Annotated in this window: 10 protein-coding genes; 9 read left to right on the top strand and 1 reads right to left on the bottom strand. The window is 54.3% G+C overall.

The genetic code is table 11. The features are described from left to right. Positions 1–65: 65 nt before the first annotated feature. Together ACTID9_RS25940 and ACTID9_RS25935 are read left to right on the top strand one after the other, a co-directional pair. Positions 66–875: a VOC family protein gene (locus tag ACTID9_RS25940; protein WP_441068105.1), complete on the top strand. Its 810-nt coding sequence runs from the start codon at positions 66–68 to the stop codon at positions 873–875. A gap of 141 nt (positions 876–1016) precedes the next feature. Continuing rightward, a complete protein-coding gene (locus ACTID9_RS25935; RefSeq protein WP_441068103.1) occupies positions 1017–2717 on the top strand; it encodes a methyl-accepting chemotaxis protein in 1701 nt (566 codons plus the stop codon). A 53-nt stretch (positions 2718–2770) separates the two neighbouring features. On the opposite strand, the gene ACTID9_RS25930 is transcribed toward ACTID9_RS25935, so the two are convergent. After that, positions 2771–4183 carry an amino acid permease gene (locus ACTID9_RS25930; protein ID WP_441068101.1) on the bottom strand — a complete coding sequence of 471 codons (1413 nt, stop codon included), beginning with the start codon at positions 4181–4183 and terminating at the stop codon, positions 2771–2773. 232 nt (positions 4184–4415) lie between these two features. Here ACTID9_RS25930 and ACTID9_RS25925 point away from each other — a divergent pair, with 232 nt between their 5' ends. The 7 genes from ACTID9_RS25925 to ACTID9_RS25895 all read left to right on the top strand — a co-directional run bounded on the left by ACTID9_RS25925 (position 4416) and on the right by ACTID9_RS25895 (position 13841). After that, positions 4416–4985, top strand: coding sequence for a YdcF family protein (locus ACTID9_RS25925; protein WP_441068099.1), 570 nt, complete (start codon positions 4416–4418; stop codon positions 4983–4985). 248 nt (positions 4986–5233) lie between these two features. Further along, positions 5234–6751 (top strand): sugar ABC transporter ATP-binding protein, encoded by a 1518-nt coding sequence (locus ACTID9_RS25920; RefSeq protein WP_441068097.1) that lies wholly within the window; start codon positions 5234–5236, stop codon positions 6749–6751. A gap of 24 nt (positions 6752–6775) precedes the next feature. Continuing rightward, complete coding sequence (locus tag ACTID9_RS25915; protein ID WP_441068095.1) at positions 6776–7759, top strand: ABC transporter permease; 984 nt, start codon at positions 6776–6778, stop codon at positions 7757–7759. 2 nt (positions 7760–7761) lie between these two features. Continuing rightward, positions 7762–8754: an ABC transporter permease gene (locus tag ACTID9_RS25910; RefSeq protein ID WP_441068093.1), complete on the top strand. Its 993-nt coding sequence runs from the start codon at positions 7762–7764 to the stop codon at positions 8752–8754. A gap of 62 nt (positions 8755–8816) precedes the next feature. Further along, positions 8817–9869, top strand: a complete 1053-nt coding sequence (gene rhaS, locus ACTID9_RS25905; RefSeq protein ID WP_441068091.1) for a rhamnose ABC transporter substrate-binding protein — start codon at positions 8817–8819, stop codon at positions 9867–9869. A gap of 85 nt (positions 9870–9954) precedes the next feature. Beyond that, complete coding sequence (locus ACTID9_RS25900; protein WP_441068089.1) at positions 9955–11682, top strand: methyl-accepting chemotaxis protein; 1728 nt, start codon at positions 9955–9957, stop codon at positions 11680–11682. A gap of 89 nt (positions 11683–11771) precedes the next feature. Then, on the top strand, positions 11772–13841 hold the full coding sequence (locus tag ACTID9_RS25895; protein WP_441068087.1) for a bifunctional aldolase/short-chain dehydrogenase: 2070 nt from the start codon (positions 11772–11774) through the stop codon (positions 13839–13841). Positions 13842–13900 lie beyond the last annotated feature (59 nt).

The raw sequence follows: 13900 nt of genomic DNA, 5'->3' as shown, positions 1-13900 counted from the left end.
GCCAGTAAAAAGGAACTAGTAGGAAACCGGCGGCTTTGCTGCCCATCACGGATGGAGGTGGCTGAATGGGATTTGCCTTTGATCATATCGTTCATCTTGTCAACGACCCGCTGCAAGCGGCGGCAGATTTGCGGGCGCAAGGGTTTCACGCGCTTGAAGGCGGGCGTCATACCCATTGGGGGACGTACAATTCGCTTTGCTATTTCGATCTGGGTTACATCGAGTTTTTGGGCGTGTATGACCGGACGCTGACCGAGGCGGAACAGGAAAATCTGCTTGTCCGGGACTGCGCCCTGCGCCTGCCACAGCAGGAAGGTTTCGTCCGCGTGGCAATCCGGACGGACGACATCGCCCAGACAGCCGAGATGCTGAAAAAGCGCGGCCTTCACGTATCAGGCCCGTTTCCCGGGAGCCGCGTGCGCCCGGACGGCAAGCGGCTGTCGTGGTCGATGCTGTTTGCAAGCCACCACGAATCGTCGTTGCGCCTGCCTTTTTTCATCCAGTGGGGGGAAGGGGACGAGGAGCGGCGTGCTGATCTGACGGCGCGCGGCACAATTGCTCCGCACGAGCTGGGACCGCTTGCGCTTGGCTCAGTCAAAATCGCCGTAGCCGACCTCGCTTCCCATATACACCAGTGGAGCGGCTGGTTTGGCTTGGCGTGCGGCGAACATTTCATCGACGAGGGAATGCAGGCGGTTTGCCAGACGATGCACCTGCCGGGGGGAGACCTCTTGTTTTGCAGCCCGACCGGACCTGGGCCTGTGGCCGACATCATCGCGGCGCAGGGGGAAGGTATTTTTGAGTTGGAGGTAGTCGGGGCCAATCAGGAAGGCGTACTCGAACGAATCGGTGCAATCTATCGATGGTGTAAATAAAGAAACAAAAGACTGATCAATCCGAAAAGGGCGATCAGTCTTTTGTTTTTTTCCGAATGATTTTTCCCATGATATACCGCTGAAACAATCGGGGCGTATGCTAAACATCACCAATATACATAGAAATGGTGGAGAGCACACATGAGATTGACGATTTCAGGCAAGCTGAGAGCGGGGCTGTTTGCCATCTTGGCGTTGATGTTGGCGATCGGCGGGGTATCCGTCTACAAAATGACGGAGATGGGGGATCAGGCAAAAGAGGTGAATGAGCGCTGGGTTCCGGCCATCAAGCTGCTGGGCGAAATCAAGGCGAACCTCATCGATATTGAGCAGCACTCGCTGCTGCTGGTGCTGGAGACGGACAGCCAGCAAAAAAGCCAAATCGAAACGCACATGAACGCAGTAATAGAAGATTTGCGCAAAAATCAAAGCGAGTATGAAGCGCTCATCACAACGGATGAAGAGCGAAGCATCTTTCAAAATTTGACCGAAACCGAAAAAGAGATGGCTCAGCTGACGGAAAAGCTGACAACAGCAGGCAAGGCGAATGACATCCAAAACGCCAACAAGGTGGCAAAAGAGCTGAAAACGTATTTGGACAAGGCGCTCGAGCTGGTCGGGCAAGGAATCAAACTCACGGAGTCTTCATCGGACACAGCGATGGACAACTCGGTCAAGCTGTATGAGACGGGAAAATGGTTCGTCAACGCGATGAGCGTGATCGCGATCTTGCTGACCATCGGCATCACGATCCTGCTTTCCCGCTCGATCGCCCGACCGTTGGTTGCCATGGAGCGAACCGCGCGAAAAATTGCAAACGGCGATTTGACGATCGAGCAGATCAACGTGCCAAACAAGGATGAGATCGGCGATTTGGCGGATTCCTTCAATGAAATGGCGCGCAATCTCCGCAGCTTGATCGCCCAGGTGAGCGAAAGCGCCAAGCAAGTGGCTGCCTCTTCCGAAGAATTGACGGCAAGCTCCGAGCAGATTGCAAGCGCCACCGAACAAATCGCGCACACGATGGAAAAAGTGGCGGTGGGGGCGGAGGAACAGGCGCGAAGCATCGAGGAGGGCGCGAGGTCGATCGACGACATGTCGGCAGGCGTGCAGCATATCGCCAGCAATGCAGAAAGCGTCACGGAAGCCGCGATTGAAGCGTCGGCCATCGCCGCGGAAGGGAACAAAACCATTCAGACGACGGTCGAGCAAATGAACGCGATCCATCATACGGTGGACAAGCTGGCGGAAGCGGTGCGCGGTTTAGGCGTACGTTCGCAGCAAATCGGACAAATCACAGAGGTGATCACGGGCATCGCAGGCCAAACCAACCTGTTGGCGCTGAATGCAGCCATCGAGGCAGCGCGCGTAGGCGAGCACGGCGCAGGGTTCGCGGTGGTGGCAAATGAGGTGCGGAAGCTGGCGGAGCAGTCGATGAAATCGGCCGAGCAAATCGCCGAATTGATTGCGGCGATCCAGGAAGAGACGACACAAGCGGTAGCCTTGATGGAAACCGGAACAGAAGAGGTGGCAGCGGGGGCGGCGGCAGTGAACCTGGCCGGGCAGGCATTCGAGCAAATTCAGCGCTCCGTCCACGAGGTGACGATCCAAATCCAACACGTCTCGACGGCCACTGGCCAAATGTCCGCAAGCACCGCGCAGGTTGTGCAATCGATCCATGTCATTGCGGATGCGGCAGAGGTGGCAGCAGAAGGCACGCAGCATGTCTCGACGATCGCAGAGGAGCAGCTGGCTTCCATGGAAGAGATCACGGCAGCCGCCGCATCGCTCACGGCCTTGTCTGAAGGACTCCAAACCGCAATTGGCAAATTCAGCGTGTAACAGGCAAAAAGGAAGGACCGCCAGCGCGATACTGACGGTCCTTTTTACGATGATTATCGGTCGAGCTTGACGTTTTGATTCGCGCGCAGATGGCTGTGGCGGTAGCTGTACGCAAAGTAGATCACGATGCCGATCACCAGCCAGACCAAAAAGCCAACCCACGTGAATGCCGGGAGATTCAAAATCAGATAGCCGCAGAACAGTACGGACAAAATCGGCAGCAGCGGCACCAATGGTACGCGGAAGGTGCGCGGCAAGTCCGGATTGGTTTTGCGCAGCACCATCACGCCGATCGAAACGACGATAAAGGCGAACAGCGTGCCGATGTTGGTCAGGTTCGCCAGCTTGTCCAGCGGAACGAAGCCGCTGAACAGGGCAACGAAAACCCCGACCGTAACCGTGCTGTGCATCGGTGTCTTTGTTTTGCTGTTGACGCGGGCAAAGCGTCTAGGCAGCAAACCGTCACGGCTGATCGCAAAGAACAAGCGGGTTTGACCAAACATCATGACGAGCAGCACGGTGGTAATCCCGCAGATCGCGCCAAGTGAAATCAAACCGGCTGCCCAGTCCTGCTGAACGAAGGAGAGGGCAAAAGCGACCGGATTCGATACGCCCAATTGCGTGTAAGGGACAATTCCGGTCAAGACCAGAGAAACCGCGATATACAGGATGGTGCAAATCGCCAGAGAAGAGATGATTCCGATCGGCATGTCGCGCTGCGGATTCTTTACTTCCTCGGCAGCCGTAGACACGGCATCGAAACCGATGAAAGCGAAAAAGACGGTGGCAGCGCCGGTAACGACACCGGAGAAGCCGAATGGCATGAACGGAGTCCAGTTGGACGGCTTGACGTACCAAACACCGACAGCCAGGAAAAGCAGAACAACCACAATTTTGATGATAACCATTATATTATTGAAGCGCGTTGACTCACGAATCCCTTTGGACAGCAAAACCGTCATGACGAAAACGATCAGCACAGCAGGCAAATCGACGAACGTCCCTTTTGCCGCATCGTAGGCACCTGTTATAGCGACGGGCAAATGGATGCCGAATCCGGCCAAAAGCCCTTGTGCATAGCCAGACCATCCGCTCGCGACCGCTGCTGAAGCAAGCCCATACTCCAGAATCAAGTCCCACCCCAGAATCCACGCAAAAATTTCGCCAAATGCCGCATAGCTGTACGTATAGGCGCTGCCCGACACCGGAACGGTCGATGCAAACTCGGCGTAGCAAAGCGCCGCGAAAACGCATGCAAGAGCGGCGAGCACGAAAGAAATCACCAATGCAGGTCCGGCATGCTCAGCAGCCGCGACCCCTGTGAGAACAAAGATACCCGTTCCCACGATCGCCCCGATCCCCAGCATGGTCAAATCGAATGCACCCATGCTTTTTCGTAAGGAGGTATCGTGGTTAGTAGCCTGCGCCAACATAGATTCAATCGACTTTTTTCTGAAAAAACTCATATTTTTTGATAACCCCCAATACTGTCTCTCATAGTGATACGTTTGACATTATAGCGCGAATGAAAAAGAAAATTAACAAACAATTTTTAACTGTGTGTAAAAAAAGTTTAATGATCGATAAATGTAATTTTATTAAAAATGTTGATTATATAGTGAACTTTAGTATCGCATCGTTCCAACAGAGTAAAAAAATAGTAGAATATCGAATAAACGCTGCTGGCAGGAGAGTGCGATGAAACGATTGATGAAACGGATTCTGTTGGGATTTCTGCTGTGGTTTTCTGTCCATCTGGTTATCATCACGATCGACGGCTTGCTTGACAAGAAGCAGGCAGCTGACGTGGGCGTCGTTTTAGGAAACAAGGTGGAGCCGAACGGCCGACCGTCGGACCGATTGCAGTCCCGCCTGGAAAAAGCAGCAGAGCTGTACAAGGAAGGATACTTCCCGCGCGTGATTGTGAGTGGAGGAGTCGGGGTAGAAGGGTTCGATGAGGCAAAGGTCATGAAGCAGTATTTGGTGGACAAAGGCTTGCCACAGGAGGCGGTCATTGTGGACAGCCAGGGCTTGAATACAATCATGACGGCACAGAACACGCAAGCTATCATGAAAGACTTGCACATGCAATCGGCCATGGTGATTACCCAGTTCTATCATATCAGTCGGACCAAGCTTGCCTTTCATCAGGCGGGGATCGATCCTGTTTATTCCGCACATGCCGATTTTTTCGAATGGCGAGACTTGTACGCACTGTTCCGCGAGTTTTTTGCCTACCACAAGTATTTGCTTTTCCAAACACCATAACGCTCCGGAAGGGGGATGGCATGAAGTCATGTCGTTCCTCTTTTTTTGCATAATATTCCTGTTTGTCTGCGTTATTGTTGAAAAACAGCGAAGAATAAAAAAAAACAAATAATAATCATGTACAAACAAAAACGAAGGATGTATAATCTGTGATATAAAGACAAACAGGTAAAAACAAAGATAAAAAAATAAACATAATGTTGTGACAACAGCATCGTTTCGTTTGCACAGCGAATAGGAGGACGTTTATGTCTGAATACGTTCTTGAACTGAAAGGAATTACGAAAACGTTTCCAGGCGTCAAAGCGTTGGATCAAGTCCACTTTCAGCTGAAGCCGGGGGAGATCCACGCGCTGATGGGCGAAAACGGGGCGGGCAAATCCACCTTTATCAAAATCATCACGGGCGTGCATCGTCCCAACGAAGGCGAGATTTACGTCAATGGGCAGCTGACGGAAATCAAAAACCCGAAGGATGCGCAAAAGCTGGGAATCGCTGCGATTTATCAGCATGTGACCTGCTTTCCCGACCTGAGCGTCACGGAAAACATCTTCATGGGGCACGAAAAGATCGCCAAGGGGACAAACCGCATCCTCTGGGGACAGATGCATGCGGAGGCGCAGAAGCTGTTGACCGAGCTTGGCGCCAATTTCGATCCGAAAACGAAAATGGGTGCGCTTAGCGTAGCCCAGCAACAAATCGTCGAAATTGCGAAAGCGCTTTCGATGGATGCGCGGATCATCATCATGGATGAGCCGACCGCCGCCCTTACGGCGAGAGAAAGCGAGGAACTGTACAAAATCGCCGAGCAGCTGCGGGACAAAGGGGCTTCGATTATCTTTATTTCCCACAGATTCGAAGATATGTACAGATTGGCTTCCAAGGTGACCGTGTTCCGCGATTCAAAGTACATCGGCTCCTGGGGCATTCACGATATTTCCAATGAAGACTTGATCGTTGCCATGGTCGGCCGCGAGATCACGCAGCTGTTTCCGAAAAAGGAAGCCAAGCTGGGCGAGGAGCTGCTGCGGCTGGAAGGTTTGGGCAAAACGGGCTTTTTCGCAGATGTGTCTTTCACGCTGAGACGCGGAGAAATTCTCGGACTGACCGGATTGGTCGGGGCGGGACGCACCGAGGTTTGCCAGGCGCTGTTTGGGATCACTTCCTATGACAAGGGCCGGGTTTTGCTGAAAGGCCAGGAGATACGGGTGAAGAGCCCGCTGCACGCAATGGAGCTGGGCATCGGGTACCTTCCGGAAGACAGGCAGAAGCAGGGGCTTGTGCTGGAATGGGGCATCGACCGCAACATTACGCTCAGTGCGCTCGACAAGCTGTCCAATAAAGGCTGGATTCAGGAGAAAAAGGAAAGCGAGCTTGCCAAAACCTTGGCGGAGAAAGTGCATGTGAAGGCGCGCAGCATTTTTGATCTCGCCAGCTCGCTGTCCGGCGGGAATCAGCAAAAAGTGGTTGTCGCCAAGCTGCTGACGGCGGACTTGGACATCATCATTCTCGACGAACCGACAAAAGGGGTAGACGTCGGCGCCAAGTCGGCGATCTACGAAATCATCAGCGAACTCGCTGCGCAGGGATATGGCATCATCATGGTTTCCTCCGAGATGCCTGAAGTGATCGGAATGAGCGACCGCATCGTCGTCATGCGCGAGGGCCGGGTGACCGCCACGCTCGATGGGGCGAATGTGACGCAAGAAGCGATCCTGGAGGCTTCCATGGTGAACAGCGCCATCCCGGCGGCAAGCGGTTCTTAGGGAAAAGGGAAGAAGGTGGGAAGGATGTCAATTGGTGCGAGTATAGCCAAGTTTCGCGAACTGGGGCTGTTGGTTTTCATAGTGCTGCTCTCCATCGGCGTGCAGCTGCGCAACCCCAGCTTTCTGACGTGGGAAAATTTGAATGATATGGTGACGAATACGGCGATCCTCGCCATTTTGGCGGTAGGCATGATGCTGGTGATCGTCACGAGGGGAATCGACCTCTCCATCGGCGCGACGCTCGCGTTATCAGGAATGATCGCTGCGTTAACCGTAAGCGCTTACCCGGATACGAATCCGGTCGTGGCGATCTTGCTCGGCATCGCGGTCGGCGTGGTGAGCGGCGTTGTTATCGGATTTTTGGTTTCGAAGGCAGGGATTTTGCCGATCATTGCGACGCTCGGGATGATGAACGTGTTCCGGGGGGCCACCTTTATCGTGAGCGGCGGGAAGTGGGTCAGCGCCCACCAGATGCCGGATTCGTTCAAAGCGATTGCAACCAGCTCGGTGCTTGGAATCAACACGCTGATTTTCATCGCCATTTTGATCTACATCGCATTTTATTACTTCATTACGTACACGCGCACCGGCAGGCAGATTTATGCCGTCGGGAGCAATCCGGATTCCGCGAAGATCAGCGGGATCAACAATGACAAGATTTTGTGGCTGGTCTATACGATCATGGGCGGTCTGTCCGGTCTCGCCGGCGTGCTGTGGGTATCCAAGTTCGCTTCCGCACAGGGCGATACGGCATCCGGCTATGAGCTGAGCGTCATCGCCGCGTGCGTGCTCGGGGGCGTCAGCATTGCAGGTGGCTCCGGCAAAATTTCCGGCATTATCCTGGGTTCGATTTTGCTGGGCATTTTGAACAACGCCCTGCCGTTGATCGATGTGTCGCCGTTCTGGCAAATGGGCATTCAAGGCTCCATCATCCTCATCGCCGTCATCATCAATGCGCTGGTGAAGAGAGGCGTCGACCGCAACAATCTGATGAGGAGGAGAATCTGACCATGGAAAAGAGAGTGATCGAGGGCAGCAAAGCGTTTTCGTGGAAAACCTTTTTCCTGCAATGGGAATGGATGCTCGTCCTGATCTTTATTCTGGTAAACATCATCAATGCCAACCTGTCCCCTTACTATTTAAGCGGCGACAGCCTGCGCGATGCCACCATGACGTTCCTCGACAAGGCGTTCATCGTGCTGCCGATGGTGTTCATCATCATCCTGGGTGACATCGACATCTCGGTCGGCTCCATCGTCGCCTTGTCCTCCGTCATCATGGCGGACCTTTATACAAAAGGAGTGCCGATGGAAATCGCGGTGGTGATCTGCCTGGCGACAGGCACGCTCTGCGGCTACATCAACGGGCTTTTGATCACCCGGTTCAAGGAGCTGTCGGCGGTTATCGTCACGCTGGCCACCATGATCATTTATCGCGGGATCGCGTATGTGATCCTGGAAGACCAGGCGGCGGGCAAATTTCCCGAATGGTTCAGCTATCTCGGCTGGGGCTACGCCGGCTCGATTCCGTTCATCTTCATCGTCTTTGTCATCTGCGCCATCATTTTTGGCTTGCTCTTGCATAAAACAACGTTTGGCCGCCGCGTCTACGCGATGGGCAGCAACCTGACGGCCAGCCAGTTTTCCGGTATCCAGGTCGATAAAATCAAGATCATCGTCTTTACGCTCGCCGGGCTGATGGCGGCGGTCACCGCCTTGTTCCTCACCTCGCGGATGGGCAGCACCCGTCCGAATGTTGCGACCGGCTATGAGCTTGACGTCATCGCGATGGTCGTGCTTGGCGGCGTGAGCACCGCAGGCGGAAAAGGCAAGATGATCGGCGCGATTTTGGCGATCTTCCTCATCGGCTTCCTGCGATACGGCCTCGGGCTCATCAACGTGCCAGCACAGGTGCTTTTGATCATCATCGGTCTTCTGCTCATCTTTGCGGTCATGGTGCCGAATTTGAAAGGCAAACTGGGCAAACTGCGGAAAACGTCTTGAGACAGGTGCATTACAGTTGAACAAACTGTTTTGTATATGAATTGAAAATGGGGGGAATTTCAGTGAAAAAAGTAGTGACGACATGCTTATCACTCATACTCGCAGCGTCCGTGTTGGCTGGCTGCGGCCAGTCGGCGACGACAGATCCGGGCAAACAAGGCGATGCCGGAAGCGCTGCGGGCGGCAAAAAGCGATTCGCCATCATCTTCAAAAACACGGGCAACCCGTATGGCGAAAAGCAGATGGAAGGCTTCAAAACCGCGATTGAGGAAACGGGCGGCGAGGCGATTCTGAAAGCGCCGGACCAACCGACCGCCGAAGCGCAGATTCAAATGATCGAAGAGCTGATTTCGCAAAAAGTCGATGCCATCGCGGTGGTCGCCAACGACCCGGATGCATTGCAGCCTGCTTTGAAAAAAGCGATGGATGCGGGCATCAAAGTGCTTTCGCTCGACTCGGCGGTAAATACAAAGAGCCGTATGGTTCACATCAACCAGGCTGACCCGGAGCGGATCGGCCGCGTACAAATCCAGGCTATCTCCGAAATGATCGGCGGCAAAGGCGAAATCGCGGTATTGAGCGCAACCTCGCAAGCGACCAACCAAAACCTGTGGATCGATTGGATGAAAAAAGAGCTGGAAGATCCGAAATACAAAGACATCAAGCTGGTGAAAGTAGCTTATGGCGATGACTTGCGCGACAAGAGCGTTTCGGAGACCGAAGCGCTGCTGAAATCGTATCCTGACCTGAAAGGGATCATCGCGCCAACGACCGTAGGGATCGCAGCTGCGGGCAAAGTGCTGACCGACAAAGGGCTGAAAGGCAAAGTGATGCTGACCGGACTCGGCTTGCCAAGCGAGATGGCTGAATATATTGAAAGCGGTGTCAGCCCGTGGATGTACCTGTGGAATCCGGTGGATGTGGGCTATCTCGCTGGCTATGCGGCTGACGCGCTGGTGAAAGGCACGATTACAGGCAAAACCGGCGACAAATTCAAAGCAGGCAAACTGGGCGACAAAGAAGTGATCGCCGATGGCGACGGAACCCAAGTCATGCTGGGCGATCCGTTCAAATTCGACCAAAGCAACATCGGCGAGTGGAAAAAAGTGTACTAATCAATAGCTAGCCGTACCATCATGCCTCCAGCAAATCGGGTTTGTTGGAGGCATTCCCATCAGAATACGTTGCGGAGGATGTGCCATGGGCCGATTCGCCAACCTGAGCCTTGTGAAAAAGATGATCGCAGCATTTGTCATCGTGTCGCTGGTCTGGAGCGCCATCTGTGCGGGGACGATCGCGTACATGCTCCAGATGAAAGCGGCGTATGCCGAGCTTTTGCAGCAGGATGCGGCGGCAGCCCTTGCCGCAGAGGAGATTCAATATCAGGTTGCAACGCAAAATCATGCGCTCGTTGCTTATTTGGTCGCGGTCGGTGCTGGTGCAGTCACGGACCAGCAGTCGATTCAGGCGATGCAAAAAGCGAACAGCCGCATTGCCGAGCTTGGGCAAAAGACGCTTGGGCTTGTGCGCAACGGCGATGACCGCGAGACGCTTTCCCAGATCATCGAATCGAACAGGCGCTACAGAGAGAAGGCGGAGGAAGTCATCCGGGCGGTGGAGCAAGAGTCCAACAGGAAGCGGGCGGAAGTCATCATGCAGACAGAGGTTGTCAATCTCTCCGCTCTCATGATTGCGCGCGCTGCTGAGGTAGCTGGCAAGCAGCAGGCTGCCATGAACGAAAAAGAACAGCAAAACACAGAAAAAACGGCACATCTGATACAGACGGTGATTATGAGCGGGGCGGCAGCCATGTTTTTGGCGATTGCGGCAAGCTATGCGGCAGCCAAAAAAATGACCCGTCCGCTGATCAAAATGGTCGACCAAACCGAGCGAATTGCCTCGGGGAATTTGAACATGGAACAGTGGGAACAGACGACGGGCGACGAGATCGGCCGGCTGTCCCGCCACTTTCAGGAAATGGCGCATCAGCTGCGCGGATGTATCGAGCAGATTGCAGCCAGCTCCGACAGCATCGGCGGATCTGCCGTTCATTGGCAGGCGAGCGCGGAGCATACGACAGCTGCCAGCAGATCGATCGCGCAAATCATGCAACAGGTGCAGGCCGCCATCATGGAGCAAATGCAGCAGGTCGAACAGACTGCGAGGCTTGCCGTTGAAATGTCGGCAGGAATCGGACAGATTAACCAAAGCGCGCATCATACTGCCAGCCGTGCTGAGCAGATGCTCCAGCTTTCCCGAAAAGGGACGGAAGAAATGAAAAGCATGGACAAACAGATGGCACAGATTCGCCAGTCTGTGCGTCAGTTGCAAACGCAGTTTTTGGAGTTGCGAGCCAAAAACGACAACATCGGAAAAATCGTTGGCTTCATCCTGGACATCGCCAAACAGACCAACATGCTTGCGCTCAATGCGTCGATCGAAGCGCAGCGGGCAGGGATGCATGGTCGTGGATTTTCGGTCATCGCGGAACATATTCGCCAACTCTCCATACAAACCGGGCAATCTGCCGCCCAAATCCAGACGTTCGTGGGCGAGATCGCCATCGGTTCCGATCAAACGACCGCCTCCATGGAGAACAGCATGCGTGAAGTGGAGCGGGGGATAGCGGCTGTGCTGCAGGCAGAGCAATCTTTTGCAGCAATCGGCCAGGCATTGGAGTCGTACCACGGGCAGATGCAGGAGGTCGCGAGCGCCTCATCGTCCATCGAGGGGATGACGGGGCAAGTTGCTGCCGCGATCGAGCGGATTAACGCTATTTCGCAGACGACGTCCGCCCAAACGCAGGAAGTCACCGCCGCTACGGAGGAGCAGCTCGCTTCTATGGAAGAGATTTTGCATGCCGCCAAAGGCTTGACAGCCCTCGCAGGCGACTTGCAGCAAGCAATCTCCCGCTTTCGGTGGTCTTGAAAAATAAAAATAAAAACATATATTCAAAAATAAACAATAGTATTATAATCAATAACAAACGAAAACGAAGAAATCTTTGGAGGTACGAAATGATACAGAGCTTATGGAATCAAACCCAAGCCGAACAACTTCAAAGTGGATTAGATGAGCTTGTCTACCGTTCCAACCTGATCGGAAGCGACCGCCGCGTCTGCAACTGGGGCGGGGGAAACACCTCCGCCAAAACAACCGTGCAAGATTTTCGCGGCAGAGATGTTGAGATTATGTGGGTAAAAGGCAGCGGTTCCGACTTGGCGACGATGAAAGCGGGCAATTTCACAGGTCTGCGGCTGGACGATATCGCCCCGCTGTTCGAGCGGGACTCGATGACCGATGAGGAAATGGTCGCGTACCTGGCACACTGCATGATCGACAGCAAGCATCCGCGGGCATCGATCGAAACGCTGCTGCACGCATTCCTTCCTTATAAGCACGTCGACCATACGCATCCGGATGCGATCATCAGCATCTGCTGCGCGGACAACGGGAAGGAAGTGGCGCAGGAGATTTTCGGCGATCGGTTTGTCTGGGTGCCATATGTACGCCCTGGGTTCACCCTTTCCAAAATGATCGCGGAAGGCGTGCGCAACAATCCGAAAGCCGAGTTGGTGCTGATGGAAAAGCACGGCTTGGTGACATGGGGCGATACTGCGGAAGCGTGCTATGCGCAAACGATCGCAATCATCCAGGAAGCGGAAGCTTATATTGAAGCGAAAATTCAGGAAGACGCCGTGTTCGGCGGCCAAAAGTTCGAGAGCGTTCCGGAAGAAGAGCGCAGACAAATCCTTGCGCAGGTGATGCCGGTCATTCGCGGCGCAGTCAGCGATGCCAAGCGGATGCTGCTCACCTACGATGATGCAGACGATGTGCTGCAATTCGTCAACAGCAAGGACGCCCAGGTGCTGTCGCAAATCGGCGCGGCGTGCCCGGATCATTTGGTACACACCAAGATGGTGCCGCTCTATGTCGAGTGGAACCCTGCCACAAGAGATGTCGAGGAATTGAAGCAAAGCGTACTCGCGGGAATCGCCCGCTTTAAAGAGGAATACCGGCAATATTTTGAACGAAACAAAAACGAAGGCGACCAGATGTTTGAAGCTGCGCCCCGCGTCATCCTGATCCCGGGAATCGGCATGGTCAACACGGGCAAAAGCTGGTCGAATGCCAAAGTGAGCGGTGCGCTGTACCATCGGGCGATCGCCGTGATGCGCGGCACAACCGCACTCGGCCGATTCGTCTCGCTCAGCGAAAACGAATCGTACAATGTGGAATACTGGCCGCTGGAGCTGTATAAGCTGACGCTGGCTCCGGCCGAAGCGGAATTTTCCCGCAAGGTCGCTTTCATCACCGGCGGAGCGGGAGGCATCGGCAGCGAGACGTGCCGACGGTTTGTAGCCGAAGGCGGACATGTCGTCGTAGCCGACCTGAATATCGATGGCGCGCAAAAGGTGGCGCAGGAGATCAATGAAACGTATGGCGAAGGACGCGCGATCGCCGTGCGGATGGATGTGACCAAGGAAGAGGATGTGCTCGCCGCTTTGGCGGAAGCAGCGCTCGCTTACGGCGGCGTCGATACGGTCGTGAACAATGCGGGGCTGGCGACGTCGAGTCCTTTCGAGGAAACGAGTTTGAACGAGTGGAACTTGAACATCGCGGTTTTGGGCACCGGCTACTTCCTGGTTGCGCGCGAAGCGTTCAAGCAGATGAAGGCGCAAAATCTGGGCGGGAACATGGTGTTCGTCGGCTCCAAAAATTCGGTGTACGCAGGCAAAAACGCGACAGCATACAGCGCGGCCAAAGCGCTGGAGGTGCATCTGGCACGCTGCATCGCGGCAGAGGGCGGCCAATATGGCATCCGTGTCAACTCGATTTTGCCCGATGCGATTTTGCAAGGATCGGCGATCTGGAACTCCAACTGGCGCAACGAGCGCGCAGCCGCTTACGGCATCGAGCCCGATCAATTGGAAGAATACTACCGCAATCGTACGACCTTGCTGGTTAACATTTACCCGAAAGACATCGCGGAAGGCATCCTGTTTTTCGCTTCCTCCAAATCGGAGAAAACAACCGGCTGCATGCTGACCATCGATGGCGGCGTACCGGCAGCGTTTACGCGCTAGGGCAGCACTCATTTTTTGCAGACGTTATGACAGGAAACGGTTCTGAAAAAGGAGAACCA

It is taken from the genome of Brevibacillus fluminis (genome assembly GCF_052072235.1).
Lineage (GTDB): Bacteria > Bacillota > Bacilli > Brevibacillales > Brevibacillaceae > Brevibacillus_D > Brevibacillus_D fluminis_A.
Note: the sequence above shows the minus strand (reverse complement) of the source record. Positions and strands in the feature narration are given on the sequence as shown.

Coding starts and splice junctions, on each gene's coding strand:
- ACTID9_RS25940 (WP_441068105.1), top strand. CDS start 66: ATGGGATTTGCCTTTGATCATATCGTTCATCTTGTCAACGACCCGCTG.
- ACTID9_RS25935 (WP_441068103.1), top strand. CDS start 1,017: ATGAGATTGACGATTTCAGGCAAGCTGAGAGCGGGGCTGTTTGCCATC.
- ACTID9_RS25930 (WP_441068101.1), bottom strand. CDS start 4,183: ATGAGTTTTTTCAGAAAAAAGTCGATTGAATCTATGTTGGCGCAGGCT.
- ACTID9_RS25925 (WP_441068099.1), top strand. CDS start 4,416: ATGAAACGATTGATGAAACGGATTCTGTTGGGATTTCTGCTGTGGTTT.
- ACTID9_RS25920 (WP_441068097.1), top strand. CDS start 5,234: ATGTCTGAATACGTTCTTGAACTGAAAGGAATTACGAAAACGTTTCCA.
- ACTID9_RS25915 (WP_441068095.1), top strand. CDS start 6,776: ATGTCAATTGGTGCGAGTATAGCCAAGTTTCGCGAACTGGGGCTGTTG.
- ACTID9_RS25910 (WP_441068093.1), top strand. CDS start 7,762: ATGGAAAAGAGAGTGATCGAGGGCAGCAAAGCGTTTTCGTGGAAAACC.
- ACTID9_RS25900 (WP_441068089.1), top strand. CDS start 9,955: ATGGGCCGATTCGCCAACCTGAGCCTTGTGAAAAAGATGATCGCAGCA.
- ACTID9_RS25895 (WP_441068087.1), top strand. CDS start 11,772: ATGATACAGAGCTTATGGAATCAAACCCAAGCCGAACAACTTCAAAGT.